At 29.8% G+C, this 21,216-nt stretch carries 16 protein-coding genes and 1 rRNA gene; 15 read left to right on the plus strand and 2 right to left on the minus strand.

Annotated features, from left to right (window positions below; translation table 11 throughout):
* The first annotated feature begins 275 nt into the window (after positions 1 to 275).
* From zapA to B5X81_RS04050, 5 genes are all read left to right on the plus strand, one after another.
* Complete coding sequence (zapA, locus tag B5X81_RS04030) at positions 276 to 839, plus strand: cell division protein ZapA (RefSeq protein ID WP_079489530.1); 564 nt, start codon at positions 276 to 278, stop codon at positions 837 to 839.
* Positions 840 to 1,053: 214 nt separating this feature from the next.
* Positions 1,054 to 3,513, plus strand: a complete 2,460-nt coding sequence (locus tag B5X81_RS04035; protein WP_079489532.1) for a DUF3656 domain-containing U32 family peptidase — start codon at positions 1,054 to 1,056, stop codon at positions 3,511 to 3,513.
* A gap of 32 nt (positions 3,514 to 3,545) precedes the next feature.
* Positions 3,546 to 5,912: an endonuclease MutS2 gene (locus B5X81_RS04040; RefSeq protein WP_079489533.1), complete on the plus strand. Its 2,367-nt coding sequence runs from the start codon at positions 3,546 to 3,548 to the stop codon at positions 5,910 to 5,912.
* A gap of 47 nt (positions 5,913 to 5,959) precedes the next feature.
* A complete protein-coding gene (locus B5X81_RS04045) occupies positions 5,960 to 6,418 on the plus strand; it encodes a DUF523 domain-containing protein (RefSeq protein ID WP_079489535.1) in 459 nt (152 codons plus the stop codon).
* 14 nt (positions 6,419 to 6,432) lie between these two features.
* Positions 6,433 to 7,041, plus strand: a complete 609-nt coding sequence (locus B5X81_RS04050) for a GerMN domain-containing protein (protein WP_079489536.1) — start codon at positions 6,433 to 6,435, stop codon at positions 7,039 to 7,041.
* A gap of 99 nt (positions 7,042 to 7,140) precedes the next feature.
* Here B5X81_RS04050 and B5X81_RS04055 read toward each other — a convergent pair whose 3' ends face one another.
* Positions 7,141 to 8,046 (minus strand): rhomboid family intramembrane serine protease, encoded by a 906-nt coding sequence (locus tag B5X81_RS04055; protein ID WP_079489538.1) that lies wholly within the window; start codon positions 8,044 to 8,046, stop codon positions 7,141 to 7,143.
* Between the two features lie 711 nt (positions 8,047 to 8,757).
* On the opposite strand from B5X81_RS04055, the gene argS reads away from it, so the two are divergent.
* Positions 8,758 to 10,458 carry an arginine--tRNA ligase gene (gene argS / locus B5X81_RS04060; RefSeq protein ID WP_079489539.1) on the plus strand — a complete coding sequence of 567 codons (1,701 nt, stop codon included), beginning with the start codon at positions 8,758 to 8,760 and terminating at the stop codon, positions 10,456 to 10,458.
* 43 nt (positions 10,459 to 10,501) lie between these two features.
* On the opposite strand, the gene B5X81_RS04065 is transcribed toward argS, so the two are convergent.
* Positions 10,502 to 10,990 (minus strand): hypothetical protein, encoded by a 489-nt coding sequence (locus B5X81_RS04065; RefSeq protein ID WP_079489541.1) that lies wholly within the window; start codon positions 10,988 to 10,990, stop codon positions 10,502 to 10,504.
* A 206-nt stretch (positions 10,991 to 11,196) separates the two neighbouring features.
* Between B5X81_RS04065 and B5X81_RS04070 the strand changes: the two genes are divergently transcribed.
* From B5X81_RS04070 to B5X81_RS04110, 9 genes are all read left to right on the plus strand, one after another.
* The gene (locus tag B5X81_RS04070) at positions 11,197 to 11,688 is read left to right on the plus strand and encodes an amidase domain-containing protein (RefSeq protein WP_079489542.1); all 492 of its coding nucleotides are present in this window, start codon (positions 11,197 to 11,199) and stop codon (positions 11,686 to 11,688) included.
* Between the two features lie 105 nt (positions 11,689 to 11,793).
* Positions 11,794 to 13,542 (plus strand): B12-binding domain-containing radical SAM protein, encoded by a 1,749-nt coding sequence (locus B5X81_RS04075; RefSeq protein WP_079489544.1) that lies wholly within the window; start codon positions 11,794 to 11,796, stop codon positions 13,540 to 13,542.
* Between the two features lie 31 nt (positions 13,543 to 13,573).
* Positions 13,574 to 14,326, plus strand: a complete 753-nt coding sequence (locus B5X81_RS04080; RefSeq protein WP_079489545.1) for a hypothetical protein — start codon at positions 13,574 to 13,576, stop codon at positions 14,324 to 14,326.
* 240 nt (positions 14,327 to 14,566) lie between these two features.
* Entirely contained in the window at positions 14,567 to 15,055 is a 489-nt protein-coding gene (locus B5X81_RS04085; RefSeq protein ID WP_079489547.1) for a GNAT family N-acetyltransferase, read from the plus strand.
* Between the two features lie 176 nt (positions 15,056 to 15,231).
* Positions 15,232 to 16,353 (plus strand): tetratricopeptide repeat protein, encoded by a 1,122-nt coding sequence (locus tag B5X81_RS04090; RefSeq protein WP_079489548.1) that lies wholly within the window; start codon positions 15,232 to 15,234, stop codon positions 16,351 to 16,353.
* Between the two features lie 517 nt (positions 16,354 to 16,870).
* The gene (locus tag B5X81_RS04095) at positions 16,871 to 17,785 is read left to right on the plus strand and encodes a bifunctional enoyl-CoA hydratase/phosphate acetyltransferase (protein ID WP_079489615.1); all 915 of its coding nucleotides are present in this window, start codon (positions 16,871 to 16,873) and stop codon (positions 17,783 to 17,785) included.
* A 69-nt stretch (positions 17,786 to 17,854) separates the two neighbouring features.
* Entirely contained in the window at positions 17,855 to 19,633 is a 1,779-nt protein-coding gene (gene iorA, locus B5X81_RS04100; protein ID WP_079489550.1) for an indolepyruvate ferredoxin oxidoreductase subunit alpha, read from the plus strand.
* Position 19,634: 1 nt separating this feature from the next.
* Entirely contained in the window at positions 19,635 to 20,210 is a 576-nt protein-coding gene (locus B5X81_RS04105; RefSeq protein ID WP_079489551.1) for an indolepyruvate oxidoreductase subunit beta, read from the plus strand.
* A gap of 794 nt (positions 20,211 to 21,004) precedes the next feature.
* Positions 21,005 to 21,216: ribosomal RNA gene (locus B5X81_RS04110) — 16S ribosomal RNA — on the plus strand; the annotation flags it as partial.

The raw sequence follows: 21,216 nt of genomic DNA on the forward strand, positions 1-21,216 counted from the left end.
GAAATTTATTAGAATATATTTTTGCCTTTTCAGGCTATGAATGTGGTAAAATATAATTAATCCCGGATTATTCATATAAATTTAGGATAGAAATTTGCAAGGGACTCATATAAAAGAAATAATTTATAAGGTATATTGTTATATCGTATAAACATATTGAAGTTTGATATTGCTATACTATATATAAATTATTTTAAGTTGTAGAAGGAAATTATAATAATATATAGAACTAACTACTTGAGGGATTTGTTTAATCTAAAGGGGTTGTATAATAAATGATGAATAAAAATAAAGTTATAGTAAAAATATTAGGACAAGAATACACAATAGTTGGTGATGAATCAAGGGAATTTATGCAAAGGGTCTCTAACTATGTAGATGATAAAATGCTTGAAATCGCAGAAAAAAATAAAAAATTCAGTACAGCTATGGTAGCTGTTTTAACTGCCATTAATATTGGAGATGAATATTTTAAATTATTCGATGATTATCAAAAATTAAAGGCTGAAAATGAAAGGCCTACCCATGAATTAGAAGAAACTAAAAAGCTTTTGGAAGCTGCCACTATAGAGATAAAAAAGAAAACAATAGAGTATGAGAATTTACTTAAAGAATATGAAGATATGAAAGAGAGCCTAAGAAATACCGAAGCTAATTATATGGAACTGAGGGAAGAAGTAAATAGGCTTAGCTATGAATTGAATATAAAGAATAACAAGCTTAAGAAAGAGGAAAAAATTAATGAAGATTTAAAAAATAAACTTGTTCAAAGTGAAGTTAAATTAGTTCAAACTAAAAAGGAACTTCAAGAATTTATTGAAGCCTTTGATAATTCTTAATATTAGTATTCTATAGATATTCAAGCAAAATAGTTAATTTATACATTTTAAAATATCGATGTTTCTATGACTTTTTTGATGTATAAAAATTATATAAAACAATGAATGCTTCTACATTCTTTTTATGAAATTTATTTAGGAAGTAGTGATATAATAATATTACTACTTTTTGTTGTGCCAATATGTGGTATAAAATTGTTTTAGGAGTGGTAATATGAAAAAAGCCGAGCTATTGGCTCCAGTTGGAAGCTTCGATGCCTTAATAGCAGCAGTTCAAAATGGTGCAGATGCAGTGTATTTAGGTGGTAAAAAATTTGGTGCCAGACAATATGCCAGTAATTTTGATGAAGATACTTTAAAGGATGCAGTAGAATATTGTCATATTAGAGATGTTAAGATTTATGTAACTGTAAATACCTTAGTTTTAAATGAAGAATTTGAAGAGCTTATTGAGTACATAGAGTTTTTATATAATATAGATATAGATGCTATTATTGTACAGGATTTAGGGATTTTGAAGGCCCTTAAAGAAAAGTTTCCGGATTTTGAGGTCCATGCCAGTACTCAGATGACCATACACAATCTTGAAGGAATTAAATTATTAGAAAATTTAGGTGTAAAGCGAACAGTTGTGGCTAGAGAGATGAAGCTAAAGGATATAAAGAATATAAGAGAAAATAGTGATATGGAAATAGAGGTATTTGTTCATGGTGCTCTTTGTATCTGCTACTCGGGACAATGTTTAATGAGTAGTCTTATAGGAGGAAGAAGTGGAAATAGAGGACGTTGTGCACAGCCTTGCAGACTTCCATATAAATTAGTAGATTTAGAAACAAAGGAAGAGATAGAAAGTGTACAGGGAGACTATATTCTTAGCCCAAGGGATTTGAACACTTTGGAAAATTTAGGTGAAATTCTAAAGCTGGGAGTACATTCCCTTAAAATTGAAGGGAGAATGAAAAGACCAGAATATGTGGCTACCGTTGTCAAAGCCTATAGAAAAGCTATTGATATGTATTATAGAGATGGTAGAATAAATATTGATGATAAAACAAAACATGAGCTGCTTCAGATTTTCAATAGAAAATTCACAAAGGGTCATATATTTGAAGAAAGAAATAATAGCTTGATGGCCTTTGAAATGCCTGGGAATAGAGGTGTTGAAATTGGTCATATTACTGGTTTTGACCCAAAAAAAGGCAGGGCTAAGGTTAAGCTTAAAAATGAGCTCAATAAGGGTGATGGTATTGAAATTAGAAATGGAAAAACTGAAACTAAAGGAATAAAAATCATAAAATTATTTAGAAATAATAAAGTAGTAGAGAAAGCATCAAAGGGAGATATTATCGAGATAGAATTAAAAGGGAAAGTTCATAGGGGAGATAAAATATTCAAAACCTCTGATATTAGCCTTTTGACAAGTGCAGCTAAAAGTTATAGTAGTGAGAATATAAGAATTCCTATTAGTGGTGCTTTAAAGGGCAAACTGGGTGAAGTGTTTGAATTATATATCTGGGATGAAAAAGGTAATTATGTATCAGCTAAAGGAAATCAGAAAATTGAAAAAGCTATTAACAAAGCCTTAAGTAAAGAAAGGATATTAAAACAACTAAGTAAATTGGGTAATACTCCCTATGGTTTTGAGAAAGTTGAAATAGATATTGATGAAAATATATCGGCTCCAATAAGTGAGATTAACAATTTAAGACGAGAGGCAATTGAAAATTTGAATAATTTAAGAAAAAATATAAATAAAAGAAATAAAATCAGTTCAAAGCTTGATTTTTTTCAAAGAATTATTCCCCGGGAAAAGGAAAACGTACCTTCTCTATATGCATATGTTAATAATTTAGAGCAGCTAGAGGCTATAGTTAGTACTAGAATAGAAAGAATATATTATTCCAATATATTAGATATAGAAAGAGCTTTTGATATAGCTAAGAAAGCTCAAAAACTGCTGATACCATCATTAGATAGGATAACTAATGATGGAGATATAGAAGCTTTAAAGAAAAAAAAGAATATTATTACTCAAAACAATCATGTTTTATTGGCAAATCATGGGCAATTAAATATTTTTAGAAATGATAATATAAAAATACATGCTGATTTTTCCTTTAATATATTTAATAGTATGGCTGCTAATCAGATGCAGGACCTGAAGGTGAAAAATATTACTTTGTCTCCAGAACTTAATTTTAATCAGATAAAAGATTTAGTTAAAAAAATCAGTATTGACTGTCAAATCATTGTTTATGGACATCTTCCTATGATGATAACAGAATATTGTCCAGTAAATGCTATAGTAAATAGAGACAATGAAAAAAGCTGTGGACTTTGCCAAAACAAAAAATATGGTTTGAAGGATAGATATGGAGTAATTTTTCCACTGAAAAAAGATAACAATTGTAGAACACAAATATTAAATTCTAAAAAATTATTACTAATTGATTATATGGATGGAATTTTTAAAAGTAATATAGCTAATATAAGATTGCAGTTTACAAATGAAGATAAAAATGAAATAATAAGTATAGTAAAGGCTTATGATAAAACCCTTAACAGAATTCTCAGTGGAAAAAAAGGAGTAACGAATGAAATCAAAAACTTTATTAAAATGTATAAAGACAAAGGTGATTATACTAGAGGCCACTTTTCAAGAGGTGTAATTTAAATAAAGAGAAAAAAGATAGAAGGAGAATAAAGATGAATGAACGAACCATTAGGGTTCTAGAGTATGAAAAAATTAAGGAAATCTTAAAAAAACATGCAACTTCTCGGTTAGGAAAAGAATTTGTAGAGGAGCTTGTACCAATAAAGGAATATAATGAAGCAAAACATAGATTAATGGAGACCACAGAAGCAGTAAGTCTAATAATTCAAAAGGGTAGTGTACCTATAGGTCCCATTTATGATGTAGAAAGATATATGAAGATTGCAGAAATTGGATCATATTTATATCCTGGACAACTTCTTGAAGTGGGAGATACATTAAGAACTGCGAGGATTCTAAAAAATTTTATTAAAACTACAGAGTCAGAGGATTTTTCACCGCTTCAAAGCTTAGTTTCCAATATCAGTACCTATAAGAATATTGAAGAGCGTATTGACCAGGCCATTATAAGTGAAGATGAACTGTCTGACAATGCAAGCCCGACCCTTAGAAATATTAGAAGACAAATTGAAAATAAAAATACTGCTGTAAGAAATAAATTAAATTCCATGATAAATTCTTCAAGAATGCAGAAGGTTTTACAGGATGCAATAATAACAATTAGGCAGGATAGATTTGTAGTGCCTGTAAAAGCTGAGAATAAAAAGGACGTGCCTGGACTGGTCCATGATCAGTCGTCTAGTGGAGCGACTCTTTTTATAGAACCAATGGCAATAGTAGAAATGAATAATGAGCTTAAGGAACTTAGGCTAAAGGAAAAGGCGGAAATTGAAAAAATACTTAGAGAGATATCGTCCCAGCTGGGAGAAGTTTCTGAGAATATTAAGATAAACCAGGAAATACTTGCAAAAATTGATTTTATATTTGCAAAGGCTAAACTGTCAATTTCTATGAAGGGTATAGAGCCACAGCTTAACAATAATGGATATATAAGAATTAAAAATGGAAGACATCCCCTTATCAAGGCTGATGAAGTTGTTCCTACTAATATATGGCTGGGTGATAAATTCAATACACTGGTTATAACTGGGCCCAACACAGGAGGTAAAACAGTGACCCTCAAAACCCTTGGGCTTATGGTTCTTATGACCCAATCAGGTCTTCACATACCTGCTGATTATGGAACAGAAATTTCAATATTCAATACAATATATGCTGATATAGGAGATGAGCAGAGCATTGAGCAAAGTCTTAGTACATTTTCATCCCATATGACTAATATTGTAGAAATTTTAAAAAATGTTTCCGATAAGGATTTGGTTATACTTGATGAACTGGGTTCAGGAACTGATCCTACAGAAGGGGCTGCCCTGGCTATGGCTATTTTAACACATCTTTATGATAAAGGGGTAAAAACCGTGGCTACTACCCACTATAGTGAGCTAAAGCAATTTGCCCTTGCTAAGGAAGGGATTGAAAATGCTTCTGTGGAATTTGATGTAGAAACCCTAAGTCCTACATATAGATTGCTTATAGGAATACCCGGTAAATCTAATGCCTTAGAAATTTCAAGAAGACTTGGGCTAAGTGAGGAAATAATTAATAAATCCAGAGAATTTATAACAAGTGAAGATATTGAGTTTGAAGAGATTATTTCAACTATTGAGAATAATAGAAAAACTGCTGAGGAAGAAAGAGATGAAGCTATAAAACTTAGATTGCAAGTCCAAAAGCTTAAAGAAGACTATGAGGAAAAATATAAGAGATTACAACAGCAAAAAAATAGAGAAATTAAAACAGCTAAAGAAGAGGCACGAAAAATACTAAAAGAATCTAAAGAGAAAGCAGATGAAATAATAAAAGAGCTGAGAAATATATCCAAGGATGTGGGAAGAGAAAGAAATAAACGAATAGAAGAGCTGAGAAAGAAAATGAAGGGAAGCATTGAGGATCTTCATGAGCCTGTAAACTTTGATGAAGATATTTCTGTTTCTGAGCCACCTAAAAGCTTGAATATTGGTGATACTGTTAAGGTTTTAAATATCAATCAGAAGGGGGAGGTTTTAACACAGCCTAATCAGAATGGTGAACTAACTGTTCAGGTAGGTATAATGAAAATCAATGTTAATCTTTCTAATGTGAGATTAATAAAGGAAAGAAAGACTAGTGATAAAAATACTAACATAGGAAATATAATGAAGACTAAAACACAAAATATAAAAAAAGAGATTGATTTAAGAGGTCAAACTTTGGAAGAAGCCTCTATAGAGCTTGATAAGTATTTAGATGACGCATATCTTGCAAAATTAGAGCAGGTTATTATTATTCATGGTAAGGGAACTGGGGCTTTAAGAAAGGGAATAAAGAATTTTTTAAGGGGCCATGCCCATGTTAAAGCTTTTAGAGAAGGAATATATGGAGAAGGTGGATCAGGAGTTACAATAGTTGACTTGAAATAGTGATGTAAATTTAATTGAACATTTGTACTTTATGGAGTGAAATATATATGATTTTAGTCAGTGGTTGTTTAATTGGATTGAATTGTAAATATAATGGAGGAAATAATTTCCATAAAAACCTTATAGAATTTTTAAAGGATAAAGAATTTATAGTAGTTTGCCCTGAGCAAATGGGAGGACTATCAACTCCCAGATTACCATGTGAAATAATGAGTGGAGATGGAAGGGATGTTTTGCAGGGTTCCTCTAAAATAAAAAACAATATGGGGGAAGATCTTACAGAGAGTTTTGTTAAAGGTGCGGAAGAGACCTTAAAAATTGCAAGAATTTGTAAAGCAAAGACTGCTATTCTAAAAGCCAAAAGCCCTTCCTGTGGTAGTGAAGATATTTATAATGGTAAATTTGAAGGGAAAATTAAAAGAGGTATGGGAGTAACAGCAGCCCTGTTAAGAAAAAATGGTGTATTAGTATTTAATGAAGATAATTATTTGAATTATGATTTTTAAGGGGGAAAAAACAAATGAAAAAGATATTAGCTTATCTATTGATAGTAGTACTCGTTTTTACTATGTTTTCAGGATGTAAAAAGAAGGATGATACAGAAGATTTAGATCTTGAACAGGCTCTGGAAGAAAACGGAGGCGAAGTAGTAGAAGGAAATAATGAAAGTGATAGCGAAACTGATACTGAGGAAGTTGTAGATGATGTTGAATATATTCTATATTTAAAATATAAGAATGAACCTTTCCTTTATGATGACCTTTTTTCTGTAAATATAAACGATGAGAAGTTTAAAGATAAATCAATTGAAGAATTTGTTCTTCAGGAGCTTATAAATTATGAAGGGAAAGGTAACTATGTTAGCCCTGTTCCAGAAGGAACTAAAGTTCTTTCAGTTGAAAGAGAAGATGACAATGTAATCCTTAATCTTTCCAAAGAGTTTAAGGAAAAGAAAATGTCAAGTAGCGATGCTAGACTAGCTATAGGAGGTATAGTAAACTCAATTATTGCATTACCAGGCAATGAAACCGTAGAGATAAAGGTTGAAGGAGAAGTGCTGAAAAACTTTAATGGAATAGACACTTCGAAGCCATTTCATTTTTTAGAAGGTCTAATTCCAAGTAAATAGCAGAGAAGAGTATTTGAGATTTAAACATTAGTCACAAGCTAACGATTAATAGCTAAAAGGTTTGTTAAAATATAAAAAATAAAGCTGCATTTTGCAGCTTTATTTTATGTTATCAAGGGCTTGTTTTGCTTCAGTAAATCCAGGGTTTATTTCTATTGCCTTTTCAAAATGATATATGGCCTTTTGAATATTACCCTTTGATAGGTTAATATGTCCAAGATAGTAGTGAAAATCTTCAACATTATCATTTCTGGAAATACCAGTATTAAATTCTGATTCTGCCTTATTGATTTTATTTTCTTTCAAATAATCTATACCTTTAAAAAGGTTATATTGCCAGCTATCTTTATTGATCTTAATCCCCACAGTTAAAGATGTACATATTAACAAAACAGTCAATATTTGGGTAATTATTTTTTTAGGAGAAAAAGTTTTTTCTCCTTTTATGCCGATTGCCCAGCTTATTATAATTCCACCAACAAGTCCCCAAATATGTGCCCAATTATCAATATTAGGAAAAACTATACCTAAAAATAGATTTAAACCTATAATAGAAAGTAAATTTTTAAGAAACTTAGTATTGAATACATTTGGTCTGCTAATATAAAGATATATATAGGCACCGAACAAACCAAAGATTGCTCCTGAGGCACCAACAGCAACAGATTTAGTGAAAATAAAACTTCCAAGACTACCAAATAATCCAGCTGTCAAATAGATAATAATAAACTTAACCCTTCCATATATAATCTCTATGTTTTTACCTAATATGTTTAATGCATACATATTAAAAAGAATATGGGTTATATCTGAATGCAAAAAAATAGGAGTAATTAATCTATAATATTCTCCTGAAGCAATTAATGGGTTGTATTTAGCCCCAAAATCTATTAAGGTGTATACATTGAAGCTTAGTGATTTATCTACAAGAAACATCAAAATGAAAATTATAGAATTAATAGCAATAATAATATGTGATAAGTAAAATTTTTTATATTTAATCATAAAATATAATTACCTCCTAATAAAAGCAAAATTTTCATGTATTTTTTTTATAAAAGCAGATACAATAATTTTAACAAATAAATACATGAAATAAAAGAAAAACCAAAAAATACTTTAAAGTACTTGATTTACTCCTCGGAATATGTTAAATTATATTTCAAAATGATATATTTTTCAAATAATCAGTTCTAATTTTCAGTTAAGCTTCGATTATTATAAATGTCTATGAAAAGGATAGTAGGCTTTAATTTGTATTTACAGAGAGTTGGGGATGGTGAAAGCCCGATATAGGATTTAAGCCGAAGCGCACCTTTGAGACTTTAGCTGAACTAGTATATGCAACTTTGTATAGTGAAACAATCTTAAAACTTAATTTATACATCCTAAAAATATGGGTGCTTTTACGGTTCTTTCATATATAAATTTACTTTTGAATTTGTTTCACTAAAGAAAGATAGACAATATTGTCATTAAACCTAAAGTTGTTTATCTTTAGTTTAAGTAAAAAATTTATGAATATTATTATTTTACTTAAACAAGTTCACGGTATAAAGTTGATATCTATAGTAGGCTAAATGGTTTTCCCCCATTATAGGGAAGAAAAGAGGGTACATAATATGTACCAAAAAGAGTGGTAACGCGGGAATAAAACTCGTCTCTTAAGCTTATTAAGAGACGAGTTTTCTATGGTTAAAACTAAGGAGGTAGAAAATGATAGATTTTAAAAAAGAAATTGCTGATATTTTAAATGATAAGATAACTGAATTAGATTTTCAGGAAATTCTTAATATGATTGAAATTCCACCTGATTCAGAAATGGGAGACTTTGCTTTTCCTTGTTTCAAGCTTGCAAAGGTATTTAGAAAGTCACCAAATATGATAGCACAGGAGATAATAGAATCTATTGAAGAAAATGATTTGTTTGGGAAAATTGAAAATGCTGGAGCTTATATAAACTTTACTATTAATCAAGAGACCTTTGCTAAAACGGTGATAGAGGAAGTAAATAATCAGGGGGATAAGTTTGGATCATCTGATATAGGAGGAAATAAGAATGTAATAGTTGAATTTTCTTCTCCTAATATAGCTAAGCCTTTTCATATAGGCCATATTAGAACAACTGTTATAGGAAGTGCCATTAATAATATATATAAATTTATAGGATATAATACCATAGCAATTAATCATCTTGGTGATTATGGAACTCAATTTGGAAAGCTTATTGTTGCCATAAAGGCCTGGGGAGATAAATCAGTTATAGAATCTAATCCTATACCGGAGCTTTTAAAGCTTTATATCAAATTCCATGAGGAAGCTGAAAAGAATCCTCAGCTTGAAGATGAAGCCAGGATGTGGTTTAAAAAACTGGAGGATAAAAATGAAGAGGCTACTGAGCTTTGGAAATGGATTAGAGATGTAAGTCTAATGGAATTTAACAGGGTTTATGATATGCTTGGGATTAAATTTGATTCTTTGGCTGGGGAGAGTTTCTATTCTGATAAGATGCCGGCTGTTTTAGAAGAAATGAGGGAAAAGAATATTTTAACTAAATCTCAAGGCGCTGAAATAGTAGATTTAGAAAAGTATGACATGCCGCCAGCCCTAATAACTAAAAAGGATGGTTCTACACTTTATATTACAAGAGATATTGCTGCTGCAATATATAGAAAGAAACATTATGATTTCTATAAGAATATTTATGTTGTTGGATCACAGCAAAATTTACATTTTAAACAGTGGATAAAAATAATTGACTTAATGGGATATGATTGGGCTTATGATTGTATTCATGTACCATTTGGTATGATTAGCCTTGAAGAAGGAACTATGTCTACAAGAAAAGGTAGAGTAGTATTCCTTGAAGATGTTCTTAATAAAGCAGTGGAAAAAACCAGAGAAATCATAAGTAATAAGAATCCCAACCTGGAAAATAAAGAAGAGGTTGCAAAACAAGTAGGAATAGGAGCTGTTGTATTCCAGGAATTATCCAATAATAGAATAAAGGATTATACATTTTCCTGGGATAGAACATTGAATTTTGATGGAGAATCGGGACCTTATGTTCAATATACCCATGCTAGGGCATCAAGTTTACTTAGAAAGGCAGAAATAGATTATAAAAATAATATAGGTTTTGATAAGTTATCTGATAAAGAGTCTATGGATATAATTAGAATTTTAAGCAAGTTTTCAGAGGTTGTTGTAGATGCAGCTAGAAAAAATGAACCCTCTGTAGTTACAAGATATATAATTGATCTTGCCCAGGCATTTAATAAATTTTACCATGATCACCCAATTTTGACTCAAGACAAGGAAATACAAAAGGCAAGATTAGCTTTAGTTTCTGCAGTTAAACAGGCGATTAAAAATGGTCTTAATTTAATAGGAGTAGCTGCACCAGAGAAGATGTAAAAAAATTAAAGCAATAGCTTTTGTAGCTATTGCTTTTTTCCGATCATTTAAGCACATCAGGGTCTTTCTTATGATAAATTCTTTGACTTTTTTCTTTAATATCTACAATTTTTTCAAGTAAATGGTTTACTTCTTCTTGTACAGTATTTATATCATCCTTTGATACATTGTAATATAAAAAGAGATCTTCAAAATATCTCACAAGCTTTGTCAAGCTTTTATCCACTTCTATAAAATCGTTAAAATTTTTACTATTCATGGCATTTTTAAACTGTTCTAAGTCAATTTTAATAATATCAATTATATCTTCTTCTGAATTAAAATCTCCTATAGTCATAAAATAAGGTTTTATTCTTTCAAGATAATATGTATTATCTGTCTTTATATGATACATATATGATAATTTTGTGTTTTTTATTTTAAATTTCACATAAAACATTATACCTTGAATTGATATTACCTTTGCACCTAGTTTTCTCAACTCTTCAATACAAAATTGATGTCTAATTAGCCGTGAAGACATTATTGCCATATCCATTCCTCCCATGGAAAAAAAATCTATCTAATAATATAATAACACAATTATTAATATTTAACATGAAAATCTACTGTAAATCTACTAATTTTTATACCCCAAAACTTAATAAATAGTCATTGAAGCATGTAGTTATATCATTAAAATGTAATAAATATTAATATTTTTCATATAACTTTAGAAAAAGGTAAAGGAGAAATTTTATGCTTTATAGTTATAATAGGCTAAATGCTGTGAATTATGCACGAAAGTGGGCTTTAAAAAGGAATCCTAATTATACAAATTTTGATGAAATGGGTGGAGATTGTTCAAATTTCGCTTCTCAGGTTATACATGCAGGAGACTGCCCTATGAATTATGATAAATATGGATGGTATTATGAAGGAATTAATAACAGGGCACCAGCATGGACCAGCGTAAAATATCTTCATAAATTCCTTATAAAAAATAAAGGAGTAGGTCCAGTTGCAGCTGAGGGAGATGTTACAGATATTCAAGTAGGGGATTTGATACAATTAAAATTTCATTCTATTGAAGATTTTGCCCATTCTCTAATAGTTGTGGATATTAAATATCCTAAAAAAATAGATAATATTTTTATTGCGACTCATACTATAGATAGAATAGACTATAGATTATCAAATTATATGTATAAAGAATTGAGGTTTTTGCATATACTGGGCTTTAGAAAATAGGGAATTTTATTGTATATAATTTAGGCTATTATGTTATAATTGAAATAATTCAAAACTTTAAATACTGTTTTGGAAAAGCAAAAGAAGAAAAGAGGATGTAAGCCAATGAAAACCCTTTTAACGACATTAAACTCAAAGTTTATACACTCATCTTTAGCTATTAGGTATTTATGGAGCTATAATAAAAGACATTTCCCTGATATAAATATAAAGGAGTATACTGTTAACAATAATTTAGATTATATTTTAGGTGAAATATATAAAGGACAATATGATCTGGTTTGTTTTTCATGCTATATATGGAATATTAATGAAACTCTTGAAATAGCTAAAAATCTAAAAAAAGTTAAAAGAGATGTAAAGATTCTCTTGGGAGGACCAGAAGTTAGTTATAATGTAAAGGAAATATTGGAAGAACATAAGTATATTGACTATGTTGTTTTTGGTGAAGGGGAATTAACCCTTAATGAACTTTTTGATTTATTATACAATAAAGAAGGAAATATATATGATATAAGGGGATTAGGATTTAAAGACAAAGACAATATATATGTTAATGAGGAGAGACCATTGATTCAGGATTTAGACCATATACCATTTCCATATGAAGATTTGAAAGAACTTGACCATAAAATTATTTACTATGAAAGTTCAAGGGGCTGTCCCTTTAATTGCCAATATTGTTTATCGTCTACTTTGAAAGGAGTCAGATGCTTTTCCCTTGATAGAATAAAAAAGGATCTAAAAAAATTTGTTGATGCCGATGTAAAACAAGTGAAATTTGTCGATAGAACATTTAATGCCGATAAAAAGCATTGTCTAGAAATAATGAAATATATTCAAAAAATTGATAATGGTAAAATTAATTTTCACTTTGAAATTACTGCATATTTACTGGATGAAGAAATATTAGACTTTCTAAAAGGTGTGAGAAGAGGTCTTTTTCAATTTGAAATTGGTATCCAAAGCACCTCCACAGAAACATTGAGGGAAATAAAGCGAAATATGGATTTTGAAAAGATAAAGTATATAATAAATAGGCTGATTTCCTATGACAATATTCATATACATTTAGATTTGATAGCAGGGCTGCCCTATGAGAATTATAAAACCTTTAGCAGGTCCTTTGATGATGTTTATTCTTTAAAATCAAATAAAATACAATTAGGTTTTTTAAAGCTTTTAAGAGGTTCAGGTCTTAGAATCAATAAAGAAAAGTATGGATATATATATAAAGACAAACCGCCCTATGAAGTTATGTGTAATAATTATATTACATATAAAGATATGTTAAAGCTTAAACAAATTGAGGAGATGCTAGAGCAGTATTATAATTCCCACAGCTTTAATTGTAGTGTAGAATATATAATAAAAGAATATTATAACAGTTCCTTTAAGTTTTATGAAGACTTGGCTGAATATTGGGAAGAATCAGGATATCATCACGTATCACATAAGAAGGATGATTTTTATAAAATACTATTGGATTTTTATGTGGAAAATAGCTTTGATAATATAGATATATTTAAAGAAATATTAAAGTTTGATTATCTAAGGAACAAAAGAGGAAATTTACCTAAATTTTTCAATTCCATTACTATAGAAGATTTTAAAAATAGATGTCATGAATTTTTACAAAATGAAGAAAATATAGACAAATATTTACCAGAGTTTAGAGGCATGACAGCAAAAAAAATTATAAAAAAGGTGCATTTTGAAACATTTAAATATGATATATTCTCTCTTATAAATGAAGCTTCTGAAATAAACTGTGAAAAAATAACAATATTGTTTAATTATGAAATAGATAATAAAGATTTTGAAAGGTCAAAATATTTTAAAGTGAATATATAAAAAACGTTAAGATAAAGGAAGGAGAATGAACTTGAATATTATACAAGACATTATTCTAACTAATAAAGGAATAATCTATAAAAGCTTTAAACTTGCTATAAAGAATTGGAAAATTTTTTTAGTAGGAATTGCCTATTTTATTTTTTCTATATTGATGTTTAGGATTGCTTCATATGCTTGGATACTGGGAGGGATTATAATAGCCTTGTTTCAAAGTGCTATTATATCAAATTATCTCTATCTAATTGAAAATATTATAGAATATGAAAAATTTACCTTAGAAGATTTTAAAAGGGGTTTTACAGTTTATCTTAGGAAAATATATACAATACTAATAATTTTCTGGTTTGTAGGATTTGGAGCAGATTTATTTTTAAGGCCTATAGTATCTATGAGAATAGGTGGGTTTTCTTTATGGTTTATAATACAAATACTGGCTTTTATACTATTAAATTCTCTTCCGGAAACTATTTATCAAAAACATTATATTGGATTTGATATTATTACCTATTCCTTTGAGTTTATAAAGGAAAATTTCTTTGAATGGTTTATTCCTAATATTTGTATAATAGCTTTAATATGGGCTGTGCATATTATTACAAATAAAGTAATGTTTTTAATAGGACTTAACTTAAATATTTTTTCTATGCTAAAAATTTTAATTGACGCAGTTGTTTATATCCTACTCATATCCTACGGAATGATATATAGAGGGAAACTCTTTAATGTTTTAAGCACTTCTACTAGGAGAAAGAGAATGTTTATGAGAAACATGTATAAATAGAAGTGGCAGCATAGAGATATTAAAGATATAACTGCAATACACATTGCCTGAATTAATACTATAATATAATTTACTGTATTATTATGTTTAACTAATATGTTTAACTAAACTTTTAGACAGTTATAATAAAACTTAGTTTATACATGTGTAGATGCTTACTGCTTCTAGGAGTTTTGGACATGTATAAATTAAAGTTTTTATTTAAATTTCTATACATATTTTTTTATAGGAGGTATTATTATGGGTATTAGATTTAGGGAGCTTAAGGAAAATGATATACCAAAGGTAATATCTATGTTTTCAAATCTCAGTAAAGAAATGGTAAAGGTATCTTTTACTGAAATAGCTTCAATGGAAGAAATAAGGGGTTGGATAAAAAAACCTGATACATTTGTTTATGTTGCAGCCGATGGAGATGTTATTTCTGCAGTATTGAGAGCTAAGAGGGGTAAAGGAGATAAAAGACATTCATGTAATTTAACCTTAGCAGTTGATTATAACTTTAGAGGGAATAGTATCGCAAAAGAGTTAATGGAATATGCAATTGAAAATTTGAAGGATAAAGGAATACAAATTTTAAGGGCCCATGTATATAGCAATAATAAACCTTCAATAAATACTATTTTATCCTGTGGATTTACATTTGCAGGAAATGTCCATATGCATCATTATGACGAAAAAATGAAGGGCTATATAGACGATTTAATATTTCATAAGATATTACGATAATACCTTGTTAAATTTAAATTAATTATAATGAAATTTTAGCATTAAGTAATAAAGTCATTCTTAGTAGAGAAAGTCATATATTAAATCATTTTTTATAGAATATAGTGACTTTGCACAACGGGAATGACTTTAATCATGGAATTTATAATCTTTAAAACAATTTGAGGAGGAATGATATGTTTAATCCTATTGAAAAATATCTAAAGAAAAAACTGGATGATATAGTTTTTATTAATCTTAAAGATAATAAAAAAATTCAAATTAAAGGAACTGTTTTAGATCAAAGTATACCGCTGCCAATTCCAATTAATGAAGTAGTTAGCAGAGTTAAAAATACAGGTGAAGAAGATAAAGATATTTCAATTTTTAAAATTATACAAGGCATGATATATATACTGGGAATAGATAGTGGGTTTAAGTATAATGAAATTTATAAGAACTTTTTGAAATCCTTTGATGAAAATATAATAAAAGTAATATTGCAGCAGGCCTTTAGATTAATTGAAGATAACAAGAAAATTTATGCTTTAATATGCTTTAAAAGCTGTTTGTATTTAGAACCTAATGACATAGATTCACTTTACAATTACGCCAGATGTTGTGAAGAATTGTCACAAGAGTTTTCTGATGAATTTATAAAGGATTTTGAGGACGAGGCAATTAAATGTTTTGAGAACTTAACTGAAATAGAGCCAAACTTTGCATTGCCTTATTATCACTTAGGTTTTCATTATTTAAATAAAAAACTCTATAAAAAGGCCCAGCTTATTTGGGAAAAAAGTATTGAAAAAGGAATAGATGAAAACAAAGAAGCTGAAGTAATGAGCAGAATAGCTGAAATAAGTCATAAAATACAATATGAAGAAGGATATAATTTAGTACTAACAGGAAGACCTAACGAGGCATTAGATAAATTGTTACCTTTGGGAGAAAAATATCCAGAGTGGTGGAATTTGCAATTTTTTATTGGACTAGCATATAGGCATTTATCCAATTTTCCAGAAGCATTAAAATATTTGAAAAAAGCTCTTATAATAAGACCAAAGCAAGTTGATATTCTCAATGAAATTGGATTATGTTATATATCCCTTGGAAAAACCAACGAAGCCCTTGAATATTTTAATAAAGCCTTAAGTATAAAAAGAAATGATCCTGAAATCCTGTGTAATATTGGCATTGCTTATCTTGAAGCTGGAGAAGTAAAATTGGCTAGTCAATATGTTAATAAATCCTATGAAATAAACCCTAATGATGAAATAACAAAGGCTTGGAAAAAGAAAATAGAATCAATGGATTAAGATAACTGAATAGTTTATATTTTAGATGGTTGCATAATATAGAATAGTAAAACAGATTCAAAGATGAATCTGTTTTACTATGTAAGGAATTTATAGAGGGTAGTTATTATAGAATTCCTGTACAATAGAATTATGGGATTTTTTTGTTAAAAAATTTGAAAACTTCAACAAAATATTGCAAAACATATTGAATACAACTTAGAAGTATTGTAAAATAGAATTGAATTCAATATTTTTTAGAAGTGTTACTAAAAAATTTGAATTTTTTCTATACAGTTCTTATCTATCAAGATATAGAGATAATTGCATAATTCTAGTTTGGGACAAGAGCATATGGGTTTATTATCATTAATTCAATTATTTGAAATAAAAATAATTTATTGATAGTGTTTTAAGGAGTTTAAGCTAATATGGCATCTATTTTTCTTAGAAGTCAATTATGCAATTGCCTCAATAATTAAAACTAATTTTAAACTAATTTTACGGTAATAAGTTCAGATGATGGGGTGTGAGTGTGGTGATTAAAAATTTTGAAGAGCTAATCGATGCTTCAAAAAAACAAAAGACTATGAAATTAGTAGTTGCAGCTGCTCAGGATGAAGAGGTTCTGATAGCTGTTTGTAATGCGGCAAAGCTGGGAATTGTAGATCCCATTTTAGTAGGAATAACTAAAGAAATAAGAGATATTGCAGAGAAGAATAATTTAGATATTCATGAATATGAATTAATTGAAAAAGCAAATTTAATAGAAGCTGCAAGCGTATCAGTTGAATTAGTAAGCTCTGGTAGAGCCGATTTTGTAATGAAGGGGTTAATAGATACCTCTATACTTCTAAAGGCAGTTCTTGATAAAGAAATAGGACTTAGAACGGATAGCTTACTTAGTCATGTAGTTGTATATCAATGTCAAAATTATCATAAGCTTCTCTTTTTAACAGATGGAGGTATGAATATAGCTCCATCTCTAGATGAAAAAGCTATGATACTTAAAAATTCTGTGAAAGTTGCTAAGGCAATGGGAATTGAAAATGTTAAAGTTGCATGTCTTGCTGCTAAGGAAAAGGTTAACCCAAAAATGATTGCAACGGTTCATGGCGATAAATTGAAAGAAATGTATAAAAATAAAGAATTTGGTGAGGGAGTAATAGTTGAAGGTCCAATAGCCTTTGATCTTGCTATATCTAAAGAAGCAGCCATGACTAAAAAGTTTGAAAGCCAGGTTTCTGGTGATGTAGACATAATTCTTGTTCCGGCAATTGAAGTTGGTAATGGTATTGGAAAAGCTTTAACTTACATGGCTAATGCAAAATCAGCAGGTATAATTATGGGTGCTAAGGCTCCTGTAGTTTTAGTTTCCCGTGCTGATAGCCATGAAGCTAAATTAAACTCTATAGCATTAGGAAGTGTAATAGCTGCAAATAAGACGTCTTAAATAAAATAGCCTTCTATATCCACTGGTTATTTTAAAGATGTCTGAAAAAAAGACAAGGAGAGTGAAATCATGAAGAAGTTTTTAACAGGTAATGAAGCTGTAGCTCGTGGTGCCTATGAAGCTGGTATTACTGTTGCTTCTGCTTATCCAGGAACTCCAAGTACAGAAATTTTAGAAAATGTAGCTCTATATAAAGAAGATATTTATGCTGAATGGGCACCTAATGAAAAGGTAGCCTTGGAGGTTACTATTGGAGCTTCAATAGCTGGAGCAAGGGCACTTGCTGCTATGAAACATGTTGGTGTTAATGTGGCTGCAGACCCTTTTTTCACATATTCATATACAGGGGTAAATGGTGGACTTGTTATAGTTTCTGCTGATGATCCTGGAATGCATAGTTCTCAAAATGAACAAGATAATAGAATGTATGCAAAATTTTCTAAGGCTGCTATGGTTGAGCCAAGTGATAGCCAAGAAAGCAAGGATTTTGTTAAGACTGCCATTGAAATAAGTGAAAAGTTTGATACCCCGGTTTTATTTAGAATGACTACTAGAATTTGTCACAGTAAGGGAATAGTTGAATTCGGAGAGAGAGAAGAAACTCCAATGAAAAAATATGAAAAAAATATTCCCAAATATGTGGCTGCTCCTGCTAATGCTAGGGCATTACATGTTAAAGTTGAAGATAGATTAAAAAAATTAGAAGAATTTAGCAATACTACAGAATTAAATAGATTTGAATGGAATGATAAAAAAATAGGTATTATTACTTCAGGTGTGGCCTATCAATACTCTAAGGAAGTGTTTGGTGATAAGGTTTCATATCTTAAACTTGGATTTACATTCCCACTACCTATGCAAAAAATAAAAGAGTTTGCAGCTCAGGTGGAAACTCTTTATATTATAGAGGAGCTAGAACCATATATTGAAGAACAAGTTAAGGCTGCAGGTGTCAATTGTATAGGTAAAGATATAATACCTAGAGTAGGAGAATTAAATCCTGATATAATTGCTAAAGCAATTTTGGGCGAAGAAAGAGAAATTATTAAATTTGACGAATCAAAAACAGTTGGTCGTCCACCTACAATGTGTGCCGGATGTCCTCATAGAGGTTTCTATTATGCATTGAGTAAAAAGAAAAATATTATGGTTACAGGGGATATAGGCTGTTATACCCTGGGGTCAGCAGCGCCTCTAAGTGCAATGGATACTTGTATTTGTATGGGATCCAGCATAAGTACAGGACATGGTGCTCAAAGAGCCTTTCAAAAAAATGGAATAGATAAACGTGTAGTAACAGTTATTGGAGATTCAACATTTTTCCATACTGGAATTAATAGTCTAATTGATATAGCCTATAATAAGAGTAGTACTGTTACAGTTATTCTTGATAATAGAATTACAGGTATGACTGGTCACCAGGAAAATCCAGGTACAGGATATACCCTACAAGGGGAAAAAACTGGCATGATAAATATACCAAAGTTATGTAAAGCCATTGGAATACCTAATGTAAGAACAGTGAATCCTTTAAAGCTTAATGAAGTAAATGAGGCCTTGGATGAAGCTTTAGCCTCTGATGAGCCCTCTGTAATAATAACGAGATGGCCTTGTGTTCTGAAAAGACTTTCTCAGGAAGATGTAGAAGAATTCGGCAATGAAAGAATCGTTTGTGAAGTGAATGAAGATAGTTGTAGAGGTTGTAAAATTTGTACCCAAACCGGATGCCCTGCTATTGAATTTGATTCTAACATTAAGAAGGCAAGAATCGATGAAAATATGTGTGTGGGTTGTGAAGTATGTTTACAAGCATGTCCATTTGATGCTATAGAAAAGGCGGGTGTTTAAAATGGCAGATATTAAAAATATATTATTAGTAGGAGTAGGTGGTCAAGGTATTATTCTTGCAAGTAAGATTCTTGCAAAGGGTTTAATGAGTGTTGGCTTTGATGTTAAAATGTCTGAAGTTCATGGAATGGCACAGCGTGGCGGCAGTGTAACTACTCAGGTTAGGTTTGGGGAAAAAATATATTCTCCTATTATAGGTAAAGGACAGGCAGATATACTTGTTTCCTTTGAAAAAATGGAAGCTGTTAGGTGGATAGACCATTTGAAAAAAGATGGAAAAGTTGTAGTAAATGATTATGAAATTCCTTCAGCACCAATATTAATAGGATCAGCAGAATATCCTAAGGGTATAGTTGAAGAGCTTCAGTCTAAGACAAATGTTACAATTTTTAAAGCTGCAGACATTGCTAAAGGGTTGGGAAATATAAAAACTATGAATATAGTAATGGTTGGAGCCCTTGTTAAAGCAATGGGAATAGATAATATAGATTGGGAAGAAGTAATAAAAAATACTGTTAAAGAGAAGTTTGTAGATATAAATATTAAAGCTTTAAGAAAAGGAATGGAACAGATTTAATAAATAGAAAAAGAATAATATCAAGAGCCTTATTTGATATGCTCTCCTTTATAAGTAGACATTAAAATAATATAAGCTGTGGACTTGACAGGGAGGGCAATTCAATTTTAAGGTTCTTTTCTATATTGTAAAATAAATTAAAATGTAAATTTATACATCAATAAAATTGCAGAAATTTTTGTCATACATAAATTAAGTTTTTCTATGTAAATTTTTTATGTTTCATAAAAATGGAATTAGTAAGAAATAATTTAAGATGAATAAAATAAGTTTTTAAGGGGAAAATATTTATGCTTTTATGTAATTGAAGAAATTATATGATTTTAATTTAACCTGCTGTGCTATTAAATTAAATTTTTGTTCTAAAATATAACTTTCAATATAGTAACTAGTACAACGAGTTAATTTAGTAAAATTGTGTAATAGATATTGTATGGTTTTGAAGAATTAGAAAATAGTCATATTTAGTTTCAATTATTAAATAAAGTAATTATGCAAATTCCTTATTTAATAAAATTTATAATTTAAGAAAAAATTACCATTTGACATGTTTAATTGTTTTTGGTAAGATAGTACTTGTCGCTAAGAAACAGCGATGAAAAAACAATAAAAAAAATATTGACAAATTAACCGAAATTTGCTATAATTAACTTCGTTGCTGAAATGGCAACAAAATATTTAAAGATAGCTTTGGACATTGAAAACTGAACAGTGTAAGGATAAAAAAACATGTTGAACGATTGATGTAAAAGTCAACGTTTAGCCTGACCAATAAAAGGTCAAACCCGAAAATTTTATTTAAGAGTTTGATCCTGGCTCAGGATGAACGCTGGCGGCGTGCTTAACACATGCAAGTCGAGCGAGAAGGCTTTAACTAATCCTTCGGGAGAAGATAGAGCTGGAAAGCGGCGGACGGGTGAGTAACGCGTGGGTAACCTGCCTTGTACAGAGGGATAGCCGCCGGAAACGGTGATTAATACCTCATAAGACCACAGTATCGCATGAT

Origin of the sequence: Maledivibacter halophilus (genome assembly GCF_900167445.1) — a bacterium.
GTDB classification, from domain to species: Bacteria; Bacillota; Clostridia; order Peptostreptococcales; family Caminicellaceae; genus Maledivibacter; species Maledivibacter halophilus.